This is a genomic window from Xanthocytophaga agilis (assembly GCF_030068605.1).
Taxonomy (GTDB): domain Bacteria; phylum Bacteroidota; class Bacteroidia; order Cytophagales; family 172606-1; genus Xanthocytophaga; species Xanthocytophaga agilis.
This window is the reverse complement of the sequence record NZ_JASJOU010000021.1, coordinates 1-21,298: the sequence shown is the minus strand read 5'-3', so window position 1 is coordinate 21,298 and position 21,298 is coordinate 1. Positions and strand designations below refer to the sequence as shown.

The window sequence follows — 21,298 nt, the reverse complement described above, 5'->3', positions numbered from 1 at the left end:
TACAATGAAACCTGAAAGAATCTGTACACTTCTGATAACCCTTTTTCTGAGTTTATACGCATTTGCACAACCCACAAAAGTAATTGTAAGAGCCAAAGCAAAAGATGCCAAATTTATTGGAACAGGCATAGGAGGAGCCTATATTATTATTCGAAGCGATCTGACTGGAGAAGTGCTGGCAAAAGGATTAACAACGGGTGCATCGGGAAACACGGACTTGATTATGAAGACTCCCTATACTCGTAATCTTCCTCTCACCGATGAAAAGACAGCCAAATTTGAGACATTGATCGATATCAAAGAACCAACATTTGTGACTATTGAAGCTATTGCGCCTGTAAATCGTAAATCTGCGGCTGTAACCGCTAGTACACAACTATGGCTTATACCCGGAAAAGCAATAGATGGGGAAGGAGTTGTATTAGAGATTCCAGGTTTTATTCTGGACATTCTGGAACCACAGACACATCAGGTAATTCAGATTGCTTCGTTAAAAAATAACCAGGTGAAAATCAGGATTAATCTTGTAATGATGTGTGGCTGTGTGATCAACAAAGGAGGTATATGGAATGCAGATAACATTGATGTAAAAGCTTTGGTGAAGAAAGACAGTACTCCTCAGAATGAAGTGGTACTGAAAAGTATTCAGGATAATATTTTCGAGGGATTGCTTCCTGTGTCAGACAAAGGTAGTTATGAGATACAGGTTTATGCCTATGACAAAGTAACCAAAAACACAGGGGTAGATAAGATCAACTTTGTCATTCAATAGATGTAAAGTCCGTTAGAGCCACCAGACAACAATATACTTATCATTCAACCTAAACAAGACTAGAACCATGAATGTATCAAAAAGTTATTTACCCTTCGTTTTACTTTCGCTGATTCTTGTTGCATTCAAAGGAGAGGCCCCTTATGAAGCAGAAATTAAAGAATGGCATCAGAAGCGTATTGAGAGTTTGAAGAAAGAAGACGGATGGCTGAATTTAGCTGGATTATACTGGCTGGAAGAAGGCGAAAATACATTTGGTGGAGATGCTTCTAACGCTGTGGTATTTCCTAAGGATCGTAGCAACGCCTTTTTAGGAAAATTTATTCTGAAAGAAGGCAAGGTAACACTAATCGCCAACAAAGATGCTCAGATTTTTGAAGGAGAACAGCCTATAAGCGAACAACAAATATTTCCTTCTGAAAGTCCGAGAGTATTGAAGCATAAGTCACTGCGCTGGTTTGTGATTCAGCGTGGAAACAAATATGCTGTGCGATTACGCGACCTGGAAAGCCCGACTTTAAAGAATTTTAAAGGAATCGATACCTACCCTGTTGATCAGAAATGGAAACTAAAAGCGAAATTTGTACCTACTGCCGGTAAGAAGATATCAATTGTAGATATAACAGGCAGAACATATGAGCAGGAATCTCCTGGCCAGCTGGTATTTACAGTTCAGGGCAAAGAATATACCCTGGATGCTGTCGGTACAAAAGAACGTCTGCACTTTATCTTTGCAGATAAGACCAATGGAGATGAGACTTATGGCGGAGGCCGTTTTCTGGACGCTCCCGGCCCTGATGCAGATGGATATACCTGGCTTGATTTTAATAAAGCCTACAATCCTCCCTGTGCATTTTCTCCCTATGCTACCTGTCCGACTCCTCCCAAACAAAACAGGCTGACAGCTTCTATTCTGGCTGGTGAGAAAACCTACGGGGACCATCATTAACAACTACTTCATCCACCAACACTGTGCTTGTGTAACCAATTTCTGTTTCTATACAGAAATTGGTACTGGCACAGGATAAATCCCCAATAACCTTTATCGATTTGATTTTTCCGTCTGAAATTCAGATGGCGGGTCTTGCTTTATCTATACCTAACCCTTTTATGAAAAAAACATATACACACATTCGCTGGTTAGCAGCCTCAGATCGTACCAGAATAGTAGTAAGTGCATTAGGGAGCTTATTGCTTCTTACCCATTCTGCAGCAGCCAAATCCGCTACATTGACAGAAAAGTCTTCTATACACACAAGTCTTATCTATTCTGTGCTGGCAGATCATACAATAACCGGAAGCATAAAAGATAAACAAACCGGAGATCCATTACCTGGAGTATCTGTAGTAATTAAAGGGACTACTCAGGGAACTGTATCAGACAAAGACGGAAAGTTTAGCTTGTCTGTTCCTGATAATGCTGTTCTTATTTTTTCTTTCATAGGTTATAGTGCTATTGAACGAAACGTAGGAACTGAGAACACTCTGACAATTGAGCTCACTCAGGACACACACCAGTTGACAGAAGTCCGAGTGGTAGGATATGGAACCCAGACAAAGGCTGAGTTTACAGGATCTGCAGCCCGTGTCACAGGTGATGCTATCAAAGACATACCTGTGCAGAGCTTTGATCAAGCCTTATCCGGAAGAGCTGCCGGAGTAAGTATTGCGGCTCCCAATGGGGTACTTAATAACCCTCCGGTGATTCGGGTACGGGGAGTAAACTCTATTTCTCTAAGTTCTTACCCACTCGTGGTTGTAGATGGTATTCCGATCAATACAGGTAACGTTTCATCTAGTACTGCGGTTCCCAATAATCCACTGGGAGATATCAATCCAGCTGATATCGAATCCATTGATGTATTGAAAGATGCTGCTTCTACTTCTATCTATGGATCGAGAGCTGCTGCGGGTGTATTGCTTATTACAACCAAACGGGGTAAGTCAGGTAAGCCACGTATCACCTACGAAGCCTGGGGTGGCATTTCGAATGTAGTGCGTTTACCTAAGCTACTAAATGCTGAACAATACATCGCCATTAAAAATGAAGCTGTACTGAACGCCAAGATTCTGGGAGGAAATGAGAACAATGATAAAGTCGCCTCTGCATTGTTTTTTGAGAATAAAAATGAGGATGGATCACCAATCGATACTCGCTGGTATGACTACATCTATCGGACCGGTGTATCGCAAAACCACAATGTAAGTGTGTCTGGTGGTACTAAGTCTACTACCTACTATTTCTCAGCCAACTATACTAATCAGAAAGGATTTTTGGAAGCGAATGAGTTTAAACGCAAGTCCATACGGTTTAATATAGACCAGGAGGTGAATTCATGGCTTAAATTAAAAGGAAGTGTTTCTTATAATACATCCTATAATGCATCACCTTATGCCGGATCTTTGCCAAGTTCAAATTTCTTTCTGGTTGGGGTAGCTCGTCTGGCTATTGCACTACCTCCTAATGTACCTGCATTTAATCCGGACGGTTCATATAACATCAGTAAGACCAATCTCAATACAATTGGTATGGGCAACAACCAGGTAGTAAGTAATTTTGGGAATCCGGTTGCGTTGCTGGAACTGAATAGATATACCTCTGAGAATGACCGGATCATTGGATCTTTTGGGGCAACTGCCAAGTTGCTGAAAAACCTGGATTTCACTACTTCTTATGCAATAGATCGTCTACGTACTGAAAACGTGAGTTTTGATAGCCCTACACAGGGCAATGGATTTGCTAGTAAAGGGGCCGTGAGTAATGTGTCAGCAGTACGTGATAACTGGAACTGGACCAATACGCTGATCTACGCAGAGACATTTGGAGGAAAACATTCACTATCTGTGTTGGCTGGATACGATGTGCAAAAATTTACTAACTCATCCTGGGGAGCGACCCGGACTCAGGTATCGGACGCTTTCTTTGATAATTATCAGGGCAACTGGGGTGCTATCTCTGCTTCTGATAATGATCTCAGCGAACGTGCATATTTGTCGTTTTTCTCTCGTTTGACTTATGACTGGAACAAGAGATATTTTGTTACCGTCAATTTAAGACGTGATGGAAATTCTGCTTTAGGTAGTGGTAAGAAGTATGGAAACTTTGGTGGGGTATCAGCTGGCTGGGCATTGTCTGAAGAAGCATTTTACAAAAATACTCCTTTTGCCGCTGTGTTAAGTAATGTAAAACTACGGGCTAGCTGGGGGAGAGTAGGTAACGGAAACCTGAGTAATGCCTTTAGTGCACTGGAGTTGTATAGTGGATCATTATATGGAAGTGCTCCTACCTGGGCTCTTTCCCAGGCAGGTAATCAGAACCTGGGCTGGGAAACCAGTGACCAGACTAACATCGGTGCGGATCTGGGATTCTGGAATGATCGACTTCAACTGGAACTTACCTATTTCAATAATAATGTAAACGGATTGATTCTAAGTGCGCCACAGGCTGTGTCCAAAGGGATACCAGGCGGGGCTATTCTAAGCAATGTCGGATCTATGTACAACCGGGGAATCGAGGTAGGTATCAATGCTACCATCATCCGGAAGGGAGATTTTACCTGGAATGCTGCTCTGAATTATACCAATCTGCGCAATGAAGTAACGGCTCTGGCAGACGGAAATACAGACATTGTGGGTACTACCCACGTATCCTATGAAACCACAAACATCACCCGTGTAGGGCATTCAGTAGGTAGTTTGTATGGTGCCAAAACAGCAGGTGTGAATCCTGAAAACGGACGCAGGATCTTTATCAATAAAAAAGGAGAAAAAGTACAGTATAGTCAGGTAGTAGCACCTGGTCAAAGTCAGTGGACCTATCTGGATGGGACTAAAGCAGCCGCTATTACCGGAGCAGATTATTATCTGATTGGCAACGCGCTTCCTAAGTGGTATGGAGGTCTAAGTAATACATTTACCTATAAGAACTTTGATCTGGGTATAAACTTTACCTTCTCAGGTGGAAACCTGATCATGAATGGTACCAGAGCTACCTTGCTTGATCAGAGAGCTTACAATAACTCAACGGAAATTCTGAAACGCTGGCAAAAACCAGGTGATATTACAGATATACCACGATTGGTGTATAATGATCAGACTTCCAGTGGCTCTTCGTTTCCTGTATCTACCAACGCAGAAAAAGCAGATTTCCTACGTCTGCAAAATGCCTCAATAGGGTATCGTTTACCAGATGTGTTATTTACGAAAACAGGTATTAGTGGTATTCGGGTATATGCACAGGGCTCCAATTTATTTCTGCTTACTCCCTATAAAGGTACCGATCCGGAATCGTCTGTTAATGGTAATTCCAATACAACGCCTGGTGTAGAAAAGAACTCCGTAGGACAAGCAAGATCCTTCACCTTAGGTCTGAATGTAAGCTTTTAATTTAACTTTTAGTCACAATGAAAATTCAATATAACCATACCTTTATCCGTCGCTTTGTCGTTTTGGCTGGTCTCGGCTTTGCCTTATTGACCACAGCCTGTGATGAAAAAGAACTACTCAATCCTGCTTCTCAAACATCTATCACCGGAGCCAATGCTTTTGATACTCCAGACAGAATACTTGGACTAGTCAATGGTATTTACAAGTCTGTAAAAAGCGGAAACTTCTATGGAGGCAATTACCTGATTTATAGCGAAGCCCGTGGAGATGAATTTATTAACCGTACCAGCAATACTTTTACTGCCTATGAAGCATGGAATCAGACATTGAACTCGGGTTCCAACTTTGTAGCAGGATTCTGGACTGCCGCCTATACGGCAATTAATAATGCTAATATTGTCATTCATGGTTTGGAAGAACATCCGGATGTAGTCAGTGAAGCCCTTACCAAACAGTACACAGCGGAGGCTAAGTTTTTGCGGGCATTGAGTTACTTCAGTCTGGTTACCTTGTATGCACGTCCCTACAATGAAAATCAGGGCTCTACACCCGGACTGCCCTTGCGATTGCTGGCTGAAACTACCAATGCGAATAATGACCTGAAGCGAAGTTCAGTTGCAGAGGTATATGCACAAATCATCAAGGATCTGGATGAAGCAGAAGCAGATCTTCCATTGAATTATTCAACATCATTACTCAACACTACCCGTGCTCACCGGAATACGGCCATTGCCTTAAAAACAAGAGTGTATCTGAATATCGGCAACTATGAAAAGGTAGTGGAAGAAGCACAAAAGATTGTATCTGCCAGTGCTCCCTTTACAGCTACTACTGGAGTTGCACATCAGCTACAAAATATTGTTGAGATCTTTACAACAAACTACACTTCTACAGAGTCTATTTTGTCTGTACCAATGACTGAACTGGATAATGTAACCGGACAATCTTCGTTTCCCTATGTCTTCAATTCCAATTCGGAGTATAATCTAAATCCGGAAGGAATTTGGGGAGATACAGAATGGAAGTCGACAGATCTCAGACGTACATTTTCACGTACTGCATCTGGTGTACAGTTTCTGACTAAGTATAACAAACCTTCGCCATTCCTGGACTATCTTCCGATTATCCGGTATGCTGAAGTATTGCTTAATTATGCGGAAGCTGCTGCTTATACAGGAGATCTCGAAAAATCCGTTAGCCTGTTAAAGGCAGTTCGTAATCGGTCTGATGCCACTTATACTTTTCCTGAGAGTACTATAGGATCAAAAGAAGCATTGATTGAGACAATCTGGAAAGAAAGGAGAATTGAATTATTGGGCGAAGGGTTCCGGTCAAATGATTTGTTGCGAAATCTATTGCCACTGCCCGCCAAGTCAAGCAGTTCCAATAGTGCGCCTGAGGTACTTCCGTCCCAAACTAATTACATTTTCCCGTTGCCAAACATAGAAATTACTACCAATAAATTATTGCTTGAAGATTAACTTTCAGTAATCTGTTGTCGGGATACGATCAATCCCATTACCCTAACCAAAAGTGATTTATTGAATGCCAGATACCTGTTTGTGTATGGTGTATCCGGCTTTTTTATATAATTTGTCATGTAGATACACCTAGGAAGATAATTTGTGTTGCCTTGGTTATACAGAGAGCAAGAAAGGGTGTTTTTCCCATGACATATCCGGGAAAATACCCTTTACTCCATCCGTAGAAACGAGTTGATTTGTCTTGTGAAAAAATTAACTCGTTTCTACGGATGAACTATACTTTTAGAGTAAAATGTAACTATTGTGAATCACTGCTCCAGGTTATGGAGGATTCTGTAGGTATTTCAGAAAGAGCAGAATTTGAGAAAGGATATTGTTGCGAGTGTGGAGAAACCGTAGCAGAATTTATAACGGATGGTTTTATATTCGTTTCTCTGGTAGAAAGGGGAAATCAGACCGACTACATACAAAGTTGAAAGATGTAACTAAAAGTAAGGGCACTTATCATAGGAATTTTGACAACTTTTTCTACCGTTGCTAGCTTTTGGCGAAATTAGTGAAACAGCATTTATTGATTTATCGTTTAAGCGTGTCAATCTACAAGGTGTAGAAACGCACGAAATCGCTACTAAGGTTCATCAAAAAATAGATTTTCCTACATTTATCCACTAGTTCTGAATTCTTTTAGCTTTTCAGGTAATAAGATAGACATGTTATTATCAATCAGTGAAGAGTTAGTAGACATGCTTACTTCTATATAGTCTACAATCTATTATAATAGGTCTACCTGTTTGTTCTATATCCCATTCACTTTCTATCTGTTTCCCAGCTCATTTTTGTTCGAAGTTTTCTCCTTTGTATAAAGTTATTGATATTGAATAGTGGGATTTTATCCATTCTTTAACTTCGGTAATCTGTATTATTTGTATATTTGACGACTACAGTTCTTTTCATTTTTATGAATCAAAGGTTTACATATGTAGTACTACTTTTATCAATCTTTGTTCTAATTTGTTGTACTAAAGGAATTCCTGAACAAGCAATTGAGGACGGAATAGCACAACAACTGGTGACAGAGACAAAAACAGTGGTATCCTATACTGTAACAGAACAAAAAAAGGCGATAGGCGAAAACGGAGATGCCTGGTTGATACACTGGGAAGGAAAAGTGAAAGATAAACAGGGGAAAGTGAGTAACAGAAAAGATTCTCTTTTATTCTATCGGATGGGTGATGGATCATGGGTAGGACATATCATAAAGTAATTTCTAATGCATAGTAAAGAATTCTGTTTCGCAGGTAGTACAACCTTACAAATCATTCCTTCTGAATTTGTTTATTTTTGTTTGTGTAGTTGTTTTTGTGTTTTCTGACAGCTAGTCTGTCTATTTCGTTGTAATTAGCTATGGAAAATGTTTTCTCATTGTTGATTCTTGAAGATAACCCGGATGAAAGGTTTCTGCTTTCCCGCTTGCTTGACCATCATTTTCCTCAGTGGTATTATTATTTTGTAGAAGACGAAAAAGAATTATTACTTTTTCTTAGTGAGGGTATACCCGTTTCTGTATTGCTACTTGATATTCATCTTCCCGGTAAAGATGGTTTGCAAATCTTAAAAGATCTGAGAAAGATAGAAGCCTACCGGTTGATTCCGGTAGTGGGGTTTTCAAATAGTGCTACTATGGAAGCTGCCTATCAACTGGTCATTGGTGGTGCTACAACGTTATTCCAAAAGCCTGTTGTGCCAGAAGAAACAATAAGTTTGCTACGAACTCTTCCTGCCTTTGCTGCTAAGGTACATTAGTAGATTTTTTTTTCAATGTTTTAGACCATCTCTTCGCTATTTCCGAAAACGATACAGATAAGGTGCTTTGTTAGCAGCTCCTGTGAACTTCTTTTCCAGGCGGTCCAGTACATCAAGTTCCAGTATCTTTTTTTGAAAGTTATTGCGAGCAAAAGGTTTGTCATAAATGGTTTCATACAATTCCTGTAAATCTTTCATGGTAAAGATTTCAGGAAGAAGTGTGAACCCGATCAATTTCTGATCCAGACTAAGACGAAGAGACTGGAGGGCGCTGTTAACGATCTGGTTATGATCCATAATCATGGAAGGTAATTCCTTGATATTATACCATCCAATGGATTGGTCAATCTCACTTTTCTGTGGAACTACCTGATGAATGTCAACCAATGCATAATACCCAATGGAGATAAATCTTCGGGTAAGCCATTCCAGTTCCTTTTGGCTAAATGGTTCAGCTCCTTCCTGATCCTGATTTAAGTCAACAATTTGCTCAAAGAATGGCATGTTGTTTCTGCCCAGATCTCCAAATACACGAAATTGTTCAAGGTAAATATCTTTCAGGCCTGTACGTGCTTCCAGAATTCGCCGGGCTGCCTGATCTATACTTTCATTCTGCAAAATGAATCCACCTGGAAGTGAGGAGAAATTTCCTTTGAAGGCGAGCTTGGGTACTAATACCTTGAGTTCTTTTTTCTGATAGCCAAAGATGACACAATCGATTGAAATTTGTTGAATATAATCTTGTTCATTGAGAGGCTGCATACTATGTGATTGTGGTATAAAATTAAATTTCAAATGTGTTTATGTCCTGCTCCAGCGAAGGCGAATGTAGGTAGAAAGTATCTCTATTACCAGGCTAATTTTCTTCTCATATAGCTTTCAGACTCCCTCTTTCAAGTCCAATCGTATAGAACTTACCCCTCTAGGTTGAGAAAAAAATATGATCTTACAAATATAGAATTGTAAAAATATTATTGTCTAATTTTTAGACAATAATATTTTGATTCATTACTTTTGTTATACACCTGTTAAACCCCTATCCTTCATGAAAGCAAAATATCTCCGATTCAGCCCTATACTCGTAGGTATATGGTTCCTGATTCATTCTTCATTTAAGCCTGCTCCTACACTGAATGTGCTTGTGTTTAGTAAAACTGCTGCTTTTCGGCATCAGTCAATAGACGCAGGAAAAGTAGCACTAACGAAAATGGCAAAAGAAAAAGGCTTTGGAGTGAGTTTTACTGAAGATGCCACTCAATTTTCAGAGCGTACTCTCAAAAAGTACAATACGGTTATTTTTCTTAATACAACCGGAGATATTTTGAATGCAGAACAGCAAAGTGCATTTGAAAGATACATTCAGGCTGGTGGTGGCTATGTAGGGATTCATGCGGCTACAGATACAGAATATGACTGGCCCTGGTATGGACAATTAGCAGGAGCCTACTTCCTGGATCATCCTATGACTCCAAGTAATGTGCAGAAAGGAAAATTTAGTGTAGTCAAAAAAAATCACTGGGCTACACAAGGTATGCCTGATACCTTTGAACGCAGTGACGAGTTTTATAGCTTTAAAAATATCTCACCAAAGATCAATGTTGTATTGAAGATAGATGAAAAGAGCTATATCGGTGGTAAGAATGGAAATGACCACCCAATGAGCTGGTATCAGGAGTTTGATGGAGGTCGTTCATTTTATACGACAATGGGACATACGGATGAAACTTTCTCAGAGCCACTTTTTCTGAATCATCTTTGGGCAGGTATTTATTATACTACTGGTGGCGATGCACCCAAACCATTAGACTTTACCAAATCTCGTCCGGAAGAGAATCGTTTTACAAAAGTAGTCTTGGCAGAGAAACTGGACGAACCTATGGAGCTTACACTATTAGATAAGGATCGTATCCTGTTTATTCAACGTAAAGGCGAAGTGAGGTTGTACAACAACAAAACGAAGGAACTTAAAACCATTGCGACTATTCCTGTTAGTACCAAATATGTAAGCAAGGAAGGAAAAGAATCTGTAGCAGAAGACGGCTTGTTAGGGCTAAATAAAGATCCCAACTTTGCTCAAAACCATTGGATTTATCTCTACTATTCCACACCTGAAGCCTCTAAAAACATTTTGACCCGGTATGAAATGCGTGGAAATGAACTGGCAATGGAAACTAAAAAGGTATTGCTGGAAGTGCCTACACAACGGGAAGAATGTTGTCATACAGGAGGATCTATTGCCTGGGACAAGGCAGGAAACCTATATTTGTCTACAGGTGATAATACCAATCCTCATGGATCCAATGGATTTAGTCCAAGTGATGAACGTGAAGGAAGAAGTGCATGGGATGCACAGAAATCATCAGCAAATACCAATGACTTGCGGGGTAAAATCATTCGCATTAAGCCTCAGCCAGATGGCAGTTATACTATTCCGGAAGGTAACCTTTTTGCCAAAGGCACTGCACAAACCCGTCCGGAGATCTATACGATGGGACATCGGAACCCGTTCCGCATTTCTATTGATCAGCATACTGGGTTCCTTTACTGGGGAGAGGTCGGACCTGATGCGGCCAATGGTGATTCGACCAGAGGGCCTGCCGGGCATGATGAAGTAGGGCAGGCACGCAAAGCAGGAAATTATGGGTGGCCACATTTTGTAGGAGATAACAAAGCCTATAACAAATATGATTTTGTAAACAACAAGTCATTGGAGAAATGGGACCCCGCAGCACCTATCAACAATTCACCAAATAATACCGGATTAAAGGTATTGCCTCCTGCCCAGAAAGCTTTTGTGTGGTATCCATATGGTGAATCCAAAGAGTTTCCGCTGGTAGGTAGTGGAGGTAGAAATGCGATGGCCGGCCCGGTTTTTTATTCCGAAGATTTTAAAAATGCTCCTCATGCCTTTCCAAAATATTATGATGGCAAATTTCTGGAATATGAATGGATGAGAGGCTGGATTATGGCTGTCACTATGGACAAGAATGGAGACCTTGTCTCTATGGAGCGTTTTATGCCCAGCTATAAATTTTCCAATCCAATGGATATCGAATTTGCAGAAAATGGAGACTTATATATGCTTGAATACGGTAGTGGCTGGTTCACTGCCAATGACGATGCCCGTTTGATCCGGATAGAGTACAATGGTGGAAACCGTAAACCTCAGATTCAAATGGTTGCCAATCAGATGGGTGGAGCTGCACCATTTAATCTAAAGCTTTCTTCCAAAGGCACATCTGATGCTGATGGAGATCTATTGACCTATTCCTGGAAAGTGACTTCCAAAGACGGCTTCACAAAGCTCATCACTACGCCTAATGCCAGTTTGACTCTTACCAAGATGGGTAGCTACAAAGCTACGCTTACAGTCAATGATGGCAAAGGAGGCATAAGCACACAGTCAATGGAAATCACTGTGGGCAATGAACCGCCTGTGTTAAGTCTGGAAATGCCTAAAAGCAATACCTCATTTTATACTGCCAATAAGCCATTCCCTTATGAAATTAAAGTAAAAGATAAAGAAGATGGAACCCTCGAAAAAGGAATAGACCCTTCACAGGTTGCTGTAACCATCGATTATCTGCCTGAAGGATTTGATAAAATAGCTATCGCACAGGGACACCGCTCTGCTGACGCCAGCGCTCTCTTTGCCTCAGGTAAAAAACTTATCGATGCCAGTGACTGTATGGCTTGTCACAGCAAGGATAAAAAATCAATCGGACCAACTTACAGAGCTGTCGCTCTTAAGTACAAAGATGATAAAACGGCACTAGAGAAACTGACAAAGAAAGTAATCTCAGGAGGAAGTGGTGTTTGGGGTGAGACCGCAATGGCCGGTCACCCACAACTTTCTACTGGTGATGCTTCGGAGATGGTGAAATACATTTTAAGTCTTTCCAATGAGTCATCCAAAGAAAAGGGCTTACCAGTGAAAGGGTCATATGTAGCGAAAGTACCTCCTGCTGACAAAGGAAAAGGCGTATATATTGTGCGTGCTGCCTATGAGGATCAGGGAGCGAATGGCCAGCCTTCACTGAAGTCCGAACAGTCTTTTGTATTGCGGAATTCCAGGGTGGATGCCCATGGATTTGATCAGTATGAGAATGTCAATAAAATGGCTTATGGCGGAAACAACCTGGCTATTCCTGCCAAGTCGGGTGCGTATATGGTAATGAAACAAATTGATCTGAATGGTTTGTCTGAATTACAGATATTTGCTGTTGCGCCAAAACCTCAATTGAATGCTACCGGAGGGAAGGCTGAATTACGTATAGGTAGTCCAACTGGAAAGCTTATTGGTGAGTCACAGTTTCTGGAAGCAACTGACAAAATGGATTTTAATCCAACAGTTCTGCACCTTCCAATCAAGTTAGATGCATCCATAAATACGCCTCAGGATATCTATGTTGTGTTTGTAAATCCTAAATCCGGAGGACAGTCAATGATGGTTGTTATGGGATTGGAGTTTAAACTGGCAGGAGAGCAGGGGAGTACTGAAGACGCAGCTCTGTCTGCGAAAGCTACAGACAAAACCAGTGCGGATTTCTTTGTAGGTCAGTGGGAGGCTACCTTTATAGGAACTCCTAATGGAGATGCATCTATGATAATGGACCTTGTTCGAAAAGACGGAAAGTTAACAGGTAACATTACACCTAAAAATGCAGATGGAAAGCCAGTACCACTAGATAAAATAGAAGAGTCCGCAGATAAGATTGTAGTGTATTTCAGTACTTCCGGCTATGATGTCAATGTAAGCTTTGAGAAGCAGGATAATGATAACCTGGCAGGTTCGCTGATGGGAATGTTTAAAGCAAAAGCAGTCCGGATGAGGTAGTCAGGAAACTATTGTAAAATAATCTAAATATTTTTCAGAGAGGCGATGAGATCTATCGCCTCTCTTTCTTTTAATATCATTCTACTAATCTCCAGTAGTGTTTGGGAAATTACTTCGGGTTGTGATGTCTTTGATTGATGCGACTGTTGGTAGAGGATATAGCTATATGTCATGATGCAAGCCTGCATATGGAAAAAAGTCATAGTTTGATTTTGAATAGATTTATTCTATCGGTACAATTCTAAACAGGTTACACATTTAATTCAGAAAAAAATGGCAGAACTTTCTAAGTTTTGAATACTACATAAATCGTATTCAATAATCTTATCGTTAATTTTGTAGCATGAGTCATCCCAATTTTTCTCTAAAAGAATTCACTTCTCTTTGAGATAATTTCTCGTCTGCGCATAGTTCACCGCAAAAGCTTTTTTAGCGAAGACGCGGCAGTCTGTCCTATGAATGAACAAATTGCGATTCATTCACAGCAGTTTTGCTTTTGCATATAACTCCAATCACTTTTGTTAGTGCGCATAACTCACTGCATTTTTTATTTTGATCGGAATTCCGATCACTTTTCCCCTTGCGCTGAATTCACGGCAAAACAAAATCTGATCAGAATTCACCGCAAGAAAACAACTGACGTGAATTCAGCGCACGAATAAAGTTTACATACGCGTTGTTTATGTAAACAAGTCTCTGAAAGTCTTATGTACATTTCTGTAAGGAGATTGCTTCACAACTTTTAGAAGAGTTATTTCAACTAACCCTCTTGTTTGTAAAACTACATTCGTACATCTATCTTATGGAAAAATAGTAGATGTTAAAAAATAAGAATGCCATGTCTGAAATACCAACTTTACAAAATCCTACCCATATACTTATAGAGAAGCATGCTGTCAAACTACTTCGGATTAAAAAGTTGATGTCTACAATCAAACACTAATGGGCTGCTGTAAATCCTTCCATGAATTTCGAATCCCCTATATGGACAGAAACAGAGATAGACGTTTTTGAACAGGAAAAAAAGATACAGCTACCTGAAGAGTACAAAGCCTGTTTGATGAAGGTCGGTGAGATTAGCCGTGATTATTTCAGTAGTTTGTTGAATATATCTTTAAGAAACCGGTTGGCAAAAGACTTTACATGGATGAAGAAAAAGGCTATTCCTGCAACAAAAATACACAATGTTGGAAGCTTATGTGGGAAGGGCTGGATAAATGAGAACTGTTTTAAAGTTTGAAAGAAGAAGATAAATTTCGTCTCTATCGTAAAGTACCTCTATTCTCGCCTGATGCCAGTTATGAAGAGTTATTCCGGTTAAAATCCTGGAATGCCTATCTGAATGGATGCCTGGATCTGGGAGATGGTAAATACTTGATACTGAATGGAGACTTTAAAGGTGAAGTCTGGAAATGTGCCTCCGAGCCAGAAGGAGAATACGCCTCAACTAAATATAGAGAGTGTTTTACACCAGTTAGTGCCAAACGTCCTCATTTGTTAGATAGTATTATTGAATCTCTAACTAAGAATACCTAAATCTGTAATGAAGATTTGTGACCGATCCCGAATTAATACCAATTTTTTGCTGATTAAAATAGTCGGCTGATATTTAGCTGTTTATTTCTGCTTTCCTTTGCTCGTTTTACTTAAACCTATGCCAGGATGAATAGAAAATTTGGATACATGTATACGTTTCTCTATTTTTGTATCGATTAATACAAAAATAAAAATGAGAGGTAGACCAACTACATTTGATAACGAACAGGTATTACAAAAAGCCCAGCAGGTTTTTTGGACAAAAGGGTATACAGCGACTTCTCTGGATGATTTGCTAAACGTAATGAAGATGGGAAGCGGCAGTTTTTACAATATATTTAAAGGAGGTAAAAAGGAGTTGTTCCGAAAAGCCATTCAACAGCGAAGGGATGCATTTGAGGAGTTTAAAGCAGAACTTTACAAAAGCGAATCTCCTATAGATCTGATCAAGGATTTTTTTCGCAGTATTGCTAGTGCAGATATGGAAACACATCTTAAAGGGTGTATCATTTCTAACACTGTAGTAGAGATGACCTTTATTGATCAGGAACTGGAAAATGAAGCTATAGAAATCCTGAAAGAAGTGGAGACTATGTTTACACTGGCTATCAGAAAAGCACAAGCTGATGGAACTATTAAAAACAACACTGATGCCGCAATTCTGGGAAAATACCTCATTACCTTTTGGAATGGAATAAACGTTACGCGAAGAATGTATCCCAATAATACAATCCTTCTGAAACAAATTGAGATGCAGCTTGAAATCATCAGTTAATTTTTTTATCAAATTTTGTAGTAATCAATACAAAAATAAATCAACAGAAAAAAGATGGATTTACAACTAAGATCAAAAACAGCCTTTATCAGTGGTTCAACACAAGGAATTGGTTTTGCTATTGCAAAACAGCTGTTGCAGGAAGGAGCCAATGTCATTATAAATGGAAGAACAGAAGAAAGAGTTAATTACGCTGTTGCCCAATTAAAAAAAGAAGTTCCAGATGCTTTTGTAAAAGGTATTGCAGCTGATTTTTCAACTGTCAGCGAAGTAGAGAAGCTGATTGCAGAATTGCCTTCAGTTGATATCCTTATCAACAATGTGGGCATTTTTGAGCTCAAGCCATTTGAAGAAATAAGTGATGCTGACTGGTTAAAATTTATAGAGGTAAATATTATGAGTGGTGTACGTCTTTCAAGGGCTTTATTTCCAAAAATGATAGAGAAAAACTGGGGCAGAATCATTTTTATTAGTAGTGAATCGGCTATGAATGTTCCAGCGAGTATGATTCACTACGGAATGACAAAAACTGCAATGTTGGCTATTAGCAATGGTTTGGCCAAGCGAACCAAAGGGACAGGAGTAACAGTAAATACACTATTGGGTGGACCTGTCTACTCAGAGGGAGTTGCTGATACAATCACAGAAATAGCTGCTACACTAAATATTGAAGTAGAGCAAATGAAAAGTAACATTATAACGAACGCTAATCCTACTTCATTGTTGCAACGTTTCATTGATCCTTCAGAAATAGCTACCCTTGCAGTTTTTCTTGCCAGTCCTTTATCTACTGCTATTAATGGCGCAAGTCTTCGGGCAGATGGAGGTGTATTAACTACTCTCACTTAAAAAGAATCTCTTATTCTACTATAGAACTTGTGCTACTATAAACAATATGAGATAGTTCTACAAAATATAATGCAGGAAACTACAAATAGAATAGTGAAGTATAAATAATATACGTATAAATTGTATTTTTTGAACTTGCATGGCATTTAATTTACTTTTATGCGATGGAGGGTATAAATAATCTGATAAAATATCGCAAGTAGTTGAACCCTAACGGAAAGTATCCTGTTTCATTAACAAGAGTAAGTATAGAGAGTCGATATGCTCACCTAATTGTTAGTTGCTGGCATCTGATAATTTGCTCTCAATCCTTCAGTACTAAGGAAAAGTCTAATTTACTTTGTAAATGCAAAACGCCATTATTGAAAATATTCAAACCATACATTATCTGCTACTGGTTTTGCTAGACTAGTAGCAGTTTTGTTATAATTAAAATAAAATGAAAAAAAGTTTATTTCCTCTCTTACTTGGAGGGCTCGGTATTGGAACTACTGAGTTTGTAATGATGGGGCTTTTGCCTGATGTTGCCACTGATCTGGATATTAGTATACCTGTAGCGGGACATCTGATATCTTCTTACGCGCTAGGGGTGGTAGTAGGTGCTCCTTTGTTGGTAATGATGACTAGCAATCAACCACCAAAGAAAATATTACTTTCATTGATGCTTATTTTCACCGTATTCAATGCTTTTTCTGCTTTTGCGCCTGGGCATATAGCTTTGCTGGTAAGTCGTTTTTTTGCTGGTTTGCCACATGGTGCTTTTTTTGGGGTAGGAGCTGTAGTAGCTAGTCGTTTGGCCGACAAAGGCAAACAGGCTCAGGCCATCGCTATGATGTTTGCCGGTTTAACCATTGCAAACCTGGCCGTTGTGCCAATAGGTACTTGGATAGGGCACAATTTATCCTGGCGCTATACCTTTGGATTGGTCTCTTTCATTGGATTAATTACTATGTTATTTATAAAATATTGGCTTCCAGAACTTCCTGTCTCACGTACAGGGGATACCCGTTCCGAATTACAGTTGTTTAAGAGTCGCGAAGCCTGGCTTGTTATTCTTATAACAGCTATTGGTACTGGAGGCCTTTTTACTTGGATAAGCTATATTGCCCCTCTTATGACCAAGATTTCGCATTTTTCCGAAGATAGTGTATCCTGGATCATGATTCTGGCAGGCTTTGGAATGGTTGTTGGGAATGTCATAGGAGGAAAACTGGCTGATAGATTCCATCCTGTAAAAGCTTGTGCGGGTTTACTGGTGGCTATGGCTACAGCATTACTGGCTATTTACTTTTTCTCTGAGATTCAATGGATTTCTCTGGTCTTAACTTTTATAGCAGGAGCATTGTCAATAGCCTTAGCAGCTCCTATACAAATCTTAATGATCCATACTTCCAAAGGGGCAGAAATGTTGGGTGCTGCTGTGACTCAGGCTGCCTTTAATATTGGCAATGCATTGGGTGCCTATCTGGGGGGATTGCCTATTGCCTTTGGATTAGGGTATAACACTCCTGTACTGGTTGGTATGGTAATGGCGCTTATTGGTGTATCCTTTTCAATTGTATTGATTAAAGTTCAAAAAGAAGAGATAGTTGCTTCACAGATGGCCGACCTGCAGGAAGTAAACAGTTGATAGTTACTCTATTGTTAGTAATACGAGCATATAAATAAATTTAAAGAGGTTCGGATGCATATTCGAACCTCTTTTGTTTCAATACTTTAGTAGTTTGTTAATGATCTAAATAACTACCCCAAATTCTGATTTTACTTTATCCATGACCACATGGGTATAAAACTGTTTTACATTTGGGTTATCCATTAGATAGGTTTTAGAAAATACCTCATACTCTTTCATATCTTTCGTACTTACTATAATGACAAAATCATAGGCTCCTGTGACATAATAACAGTGCCTTACGAGTTTGCATTCAGACATCAATTCTTTGAAGCCATCAATTACACTGGAATTACCTAAATACAAGGTAACATCGACCACACAGGTAATAGAAATACCCACCACAGATGGTGAAATGATTGATATGTCTGCTTCTATTATTTTATCCTCTCGAAGTCTTTTTAATCGTCTTTGTACAGCACTGGTGCTAAGATTTACTATATGGCCAAGTTCTTCAGCTGTGACTCTGTTATTTTGCTGAAGTTGATTGAGTATCTTTTTGTCAAATTCATCCAGGCCTTGCATAATTTACCCATTTTTGATAGTAAACTTAATAGTTTTGTGCATACTCATGGCATTATTTACCCAGAAAATGCAAAGTTCCTAGTGTAATTTTGTAGCAGTAATGTAAACTACCAGACACATATAGTAAAACTATGAAACTTCTATGCAGAGCCTTTGCCTTTGTTATCATTCTATTCTACTGTCAGAAAGCTGCTAGCCAGCATGTAAAAAATAACATTACTGATACAAACCCCATCGATACGATCATTAAGAATAAAATGGGTGAATCAGGAATTGTTGGGCTTAGTGCTGCCATTATTATAGATAAAAAATTGGTGTGGATGAAAGGCTATGGATATGCAGATAAAGATAATAAGGTGCCTTTTAAGCCTAATACGATTATGAATATTGCTTCTATAAGCAAAACCTTTACAGGTGTTTGTTTGCTAAAAGCTGTTGAAGACAAAAAGTTATCTCTCGACGAAGACATCAATACATATCTTCCTTTTAAAGTTGTCAATCCCTACTTTCCAGATCAAAAAATAACATTGAGGAATCTGGCAACTCATACCTCTTCTATTATGGATAGGGAATCCGTATATGACAGCACCTACCATTATGGAGGTGATTCTCCTGAACCTTTGGGTGAGTTTCTAAAAAGTTATTTTGACCCTACTGGAAAACGATATACTAAGGACAACTTTCTGAATAAGAAACCGGGGTTATATCGGGAGTATTCGAATATCGCTGCATGATTAGCTGGATATATCATTGAGATTGTAACGGGTAAGAAATTAAATGAGTATAGCCGACAATATATTTTCAAGCCATTAAAGATGGAAAATACAGGCTGGTTTTTGTCAGAGGTTAAGTTGGAGAATCACTCAAAATTGTACGATAACCAAGGTGATACCCTTAAGGCCATTCCGTTGTATGGATGTACAACTTATCCAGATGGTGGTGTACGTACTTCTGTTGCAGAGCTATCAAGGTTTTTTATTGCTTTACTCAATGATGGAGAATACAAAGGAAAGCGGATTTTGAAAAAAGAATCTGTTGAAGAGATGCAGAGATACCAGTTTACTCACTCAACTAAACCAGAAAATATAAATCCCGCCAAACTGAATTCCGGAATTTTCTGGGCTACTAAACAAGGTGGCACTAAAATCGGACATAGTGGAACAGATCCGGGAGTAAAAACAGAGATGCTTTCAGATCTTTCAAAAGAAGTAGCAGTGATACTATTTACGAATACCACGCTTACTGAAAAAGACATGCTTACGTATTATTATGCCATTTATAACGAACTTTGTAAATACGGCATACAATTAAAAGATGCTAAAAGCTCTGCAACTCCATAATTTCTCTCATTAGGTTATGTATCAATAAGAGTGGATGTATTATAGATGAGGCTGATTCCTAATGTTACAACCCCAGATTCAATGCTGCATTATATTTTTTAATATTTCAATACGGGTATACCGACGTATCATTACCTGGGTTTTATGTTTGGTTTATCGTATTATAGAGCCATCATCCGCTCCATTTTCCTTAGTAATGGATACAAGAACAAGAGATACTCGAAGGCAGTGAGGTGAGAAGCGTTTTCCCAAGTGTTTCTGGATTACATCATATATATTATCATCAAGTAGTCGTTTCTTTGTAGGATGATCTCTAAAAAATTAGGATCACAAAGGAAAAGAAATCTACATTCGAAAAAAATGATTTGAGTAATCCATTGAATTAATCTGAATGCAAGTTGTTTCACCTTTGGTGAAGTTAAGAAGAAAAGCCAGTTCCTTCCTGATGTATAAACACATAAATTGTTTAGACAAGACACAATTTAAAAATCTAAGGCAAATGTTTTAGATATATTTTTTACCTGATTATATTTTTTTTCTGTTAATTGATGATTGTAATGACCTAAATATCAGCTTGTTTTGTTAGTGTTTTAGCCTGATGCGAAAAAAAAGTTAAAAAAAAGATAAGGTGAGTTTGCATTTTAAATAATTGTTCTTACCTTTGTGTCCCCTTACGGAAGAAGCCGCTGAGAAGCGAGATAAAAAGAAGAGGAAGAGCATTGAAAATATCTCTTTAATTGTTAGCCGGGAATAACGTTTTCTGGTTTTATTTACTAGACTCTCTAGTATATTTATTGAAATAATATATTCTGCTTTTTTGGAAAAGCAGAAGGTGGTGAAAACGAGTGGCAGATAAGACTATCTCTCCGGTAATGCAACCCCATTTCTGATTCAGGCTTTCTTGTCGGGGACAAGCTGCAAAGTCAAAAAAAAGTATTCAGAAATTAAACCCTATTTCTATATTTTAATTCTCTTGTGAGATCAGACTTTTTAGTCACTATGTTGACTATGAATACACAAATGTGTGTATGAAGGTTAGCAAACGTTCTTTGAATATTTGGCAGACAAAACAGCATAAAAGCAAGCGTAAACGAATAAACACATTGTTAATTACTGCTTCGTTGAAGTGGTTAATTTGACAAGTCAATTTCGAAAAATAAAGTAAGCCATCAAACAGACACTGTTCTTTAGTAATAAAGGACAAAACTTCATATACTATGGAGAGTTTGATCCTGGCTCAGGATGAACGCTAGCGGCAGGCCTAATACATGCAAGTCGAACGGGTAGCAATACCAGTGGCGCACGGGTGCGTAACGCGT

Annotated in this window: 15 protein-coding genes, 1 rRNA gene and 1 pseudogene; 14 read left to right on the top strand and 3 right to left on the bottom strand. The window is 39.0% G+C overall.

The features are described from left to right. The first annotated feature begins 4 nt into the window (after positions 1 to 4). The 6 genes from QNI22_RS36350 (at position 5) to QNI22_RS36325 (ending at position 8,445) form a co-directional block, all read left to right on the top strand. The gene (locus QNI22_RS36350) at positions 5 to 772 is read left to right on the top strand and encodes a hypothetical protein (protein WP_314519056.1); all 768 of its coding nucleotides are present in this window, start codon (positions 5 to 7) and stop codon (positions 770 to 772) included. Between the two features lie 67 nt (positions 773 to 839). Beyond that, a complete protein-coding gene (locus QNI22_RS36345; RefSeq protein WP_314519053.1) occupies positions 840 to 1,721 on the top strand; it encodes a DUF1684 domain-containing protein in 882 nt (293 codons plus the stop codon). A gap of 161 nt (positions 1,722 to 1,882) precedes the next feature. After that, positions 1,883 to 5,158, top strand: a complete 3,276-nt coding sequence (locus tag QNI22_RS36340) for a SusC/RagA family TonB-linked outer membrane protein (RefSeq protein ID WP_314519052.1) — start codon at positions 1,883 to 1,885, stop codon at positions 5,156 to 5,158. A 17-nt stretch (positions 5,159 to 5,175) separates the two neighbouring features. Then, positions 5,176 to 6,639 (top strand): RagB/SusD family nutrient uptake outer membrane protein, encoded by a 1,464-nt coding sequence (locus tag QNI22_RS36335; protein WP_314519051.1) that lies wholly within the window; start codon positions 5,176 to 5,178, stop codon positions 6,637 to 6,639. Positions 6,640 to 7,600: 961 nt separating this feature from the next. After that, on the top strand, positions 7,601 to 7,906 hold the full coding sequence (locus QNI22_RS36330; protein WP_314519049.1) for a hypothetical protein: 306 nt from the start codon (positions 7,601 to 7,603) through the stop codon (positions 7,904 to 7,906). A 140-nt stretch (positions 7,907 to 8,046) separates the two neighbouring features. Next, positions 8,047 to 8,445 (top strand): response regulator, encoded by a 399-nt coding sequence (locus QNI22_RS36325; protein WP_314519047.1) that lies wholly within the window; start codon positions 8,047 to 8,049, stop codon positions 8,443 to 8,445. A gap of 36 nt (positions 8,446 to 8,481) precedes the next feature. Here the strand turns inward: QNI22_RS36325 and QNI22_RS36320 are convergent, their stop codons facing one another. After that, a complete protein-coding gene (locus QNI22_RS36320; protein ID WP_314519045.1) occupies positions 8,482 to 9,207 on the bottom strand; it encodes an NUDIX hydrolase in 726 nt (241 codons plus the stop codon). 283 nt (positions 9,208 to 9,490) lie between these two features. Between QNI22_RS36320 and QNI22_RS36315 the strand changes: the two genes are divergently transcribed. After that, on the top strand, positions 9,491 to 13,282 hold the full coding sequence (locus QNI22_RS36315; RefSeq protein WP_314519044.1) for a ThuA domain-containing protein: 3,792 nt from the start codon (positions 9,491 to 9,493) through the stop codon (positions 13,280 to 13,282). A 23-nt stretch (positions 13,283 to 13,305) separates the two neighbouring features. Here the strand turns inward: QNI22_RS36315 and QNI22_RS36310 are convergent, their stop codons facing one another. Beyond that, positions 13,306 to 13,485 (bottom strand): hypothetical protein, encoded by a 180-nt coding sequence (locus tag QNI22_RS36310; protein WP_314519043.1) that lies wholly within the window; start codon positions 13,483 to 13,485, stop codon positions 13,306 to 13,308. Between the two features lie 761 nt (positions 13,486 to 14,246). On the opposite strand from QNI22_RS36310, the gene QNI22_RS36305 reads away from it, so the two are divergent. From QNI22_RS36305 to QNI22_RS36285, 5 genes are all read left to right on the top strand, one after another. Further along, the gene (locus QNI22_RS36305; protein WP_314519040.1) at positions 14,247 to 14,522 is read left to right on the top strand and encodes an SMI1/KNR4 family protein; all 276 of its coding nucleotides are present in this window, start codon (positions 14,247 to 14,249) and stop codon (positions 14,520 to 14,522) included. Beyond that, complete coding sequence (locus tag QNI22_RS36300; RefSeq protein WP_314519038.1) at positions 14,519 to 14,818, top strand: hypothetical protein; 300 nt, start codon at positions 14,519 to 14,521, stop codon at positions 14,816 to 14,818. Before QNI22_RS36305 ends, QNI22_RS36300 begins: the two co-directional genes overlap by 4 nt. A gap of 193 nt (positions 14,819 to 15,011) precedes the next feature. Beyond that, positions 15,012 to 15,593: a TetR/AcrR family transcriptional regulator gene (locus QNI22_RS36295; protein ID WP_314519036.1), complete on the top strand. Its 582-nt coding sequence runs from the start codon at positions 15,012 to 15,014 to the stop codon at positions 15,591 to 15,593. Positions 15,594 to 15,647: 54 nt separating this feature from the next. Next, positions 15,648 to 16,442, top strand: coding sequence for an SDR family NAD(P)-dependent oxidoreductase (locus QNI22_RS36290; RefSeq protein ID WP_314519034.1), 795 nt, complete (start codon positions 15,648 to 15,650; stop codon positions 16,440 to 16,442). Positions 16,443 to 16,881: 439 nt separating this feature from the next. Further along, entirely contained in the window at positions 16,882 to 18,072 is a 1,191-nt protein-coding gene (locus QNI22_RS36285; protein ID WP_314519033.1) for an MFS transporter, read from the top strand. 105 nt (positions 18,073 to 18,177) lie between these two features. On the opposite strand, the gene QNI22_RS36280 is transcribed toward QNI22_RS36285, so the two are convergent. Next, the gene (locus QNI22_RS36280) at positions 18,178 to 18,639 is read right to left on the bottom strand and encodes an Lrp/AsnC family transcriptional regulator (protein ID WP_314519031.1); all 462 of its coding nucleotides are present in this window, start codon (positions 18,637 to 18,639) and stop codon (positions 18,178 to 18,180) included. Positions 18,640 to 18,770: 131 nt separating this feature from the next. On the opposite strand from QNI22_RS36280, the pseudogene QNI22_RS36275 reads away from it, so the two are divergent. Both QNI22_RS36275 and QNI22_RS36270 read left to right on the top strand, forming a co-directional pair. Further along, positions 18,771 to 19,979, top strand: a pseudogene (locus QNI22_RS36275) (serine hydrolase domain-containing protein). Positions 19,980 to 21,193: 1,214 nt separating this feature from the next. Continuing rightward, a 16S ribosomal RNA gene (locus tag QNI22_RS36270) occupies positions 21,194 to 21,298 on the top strand; the annotation flags it as partial.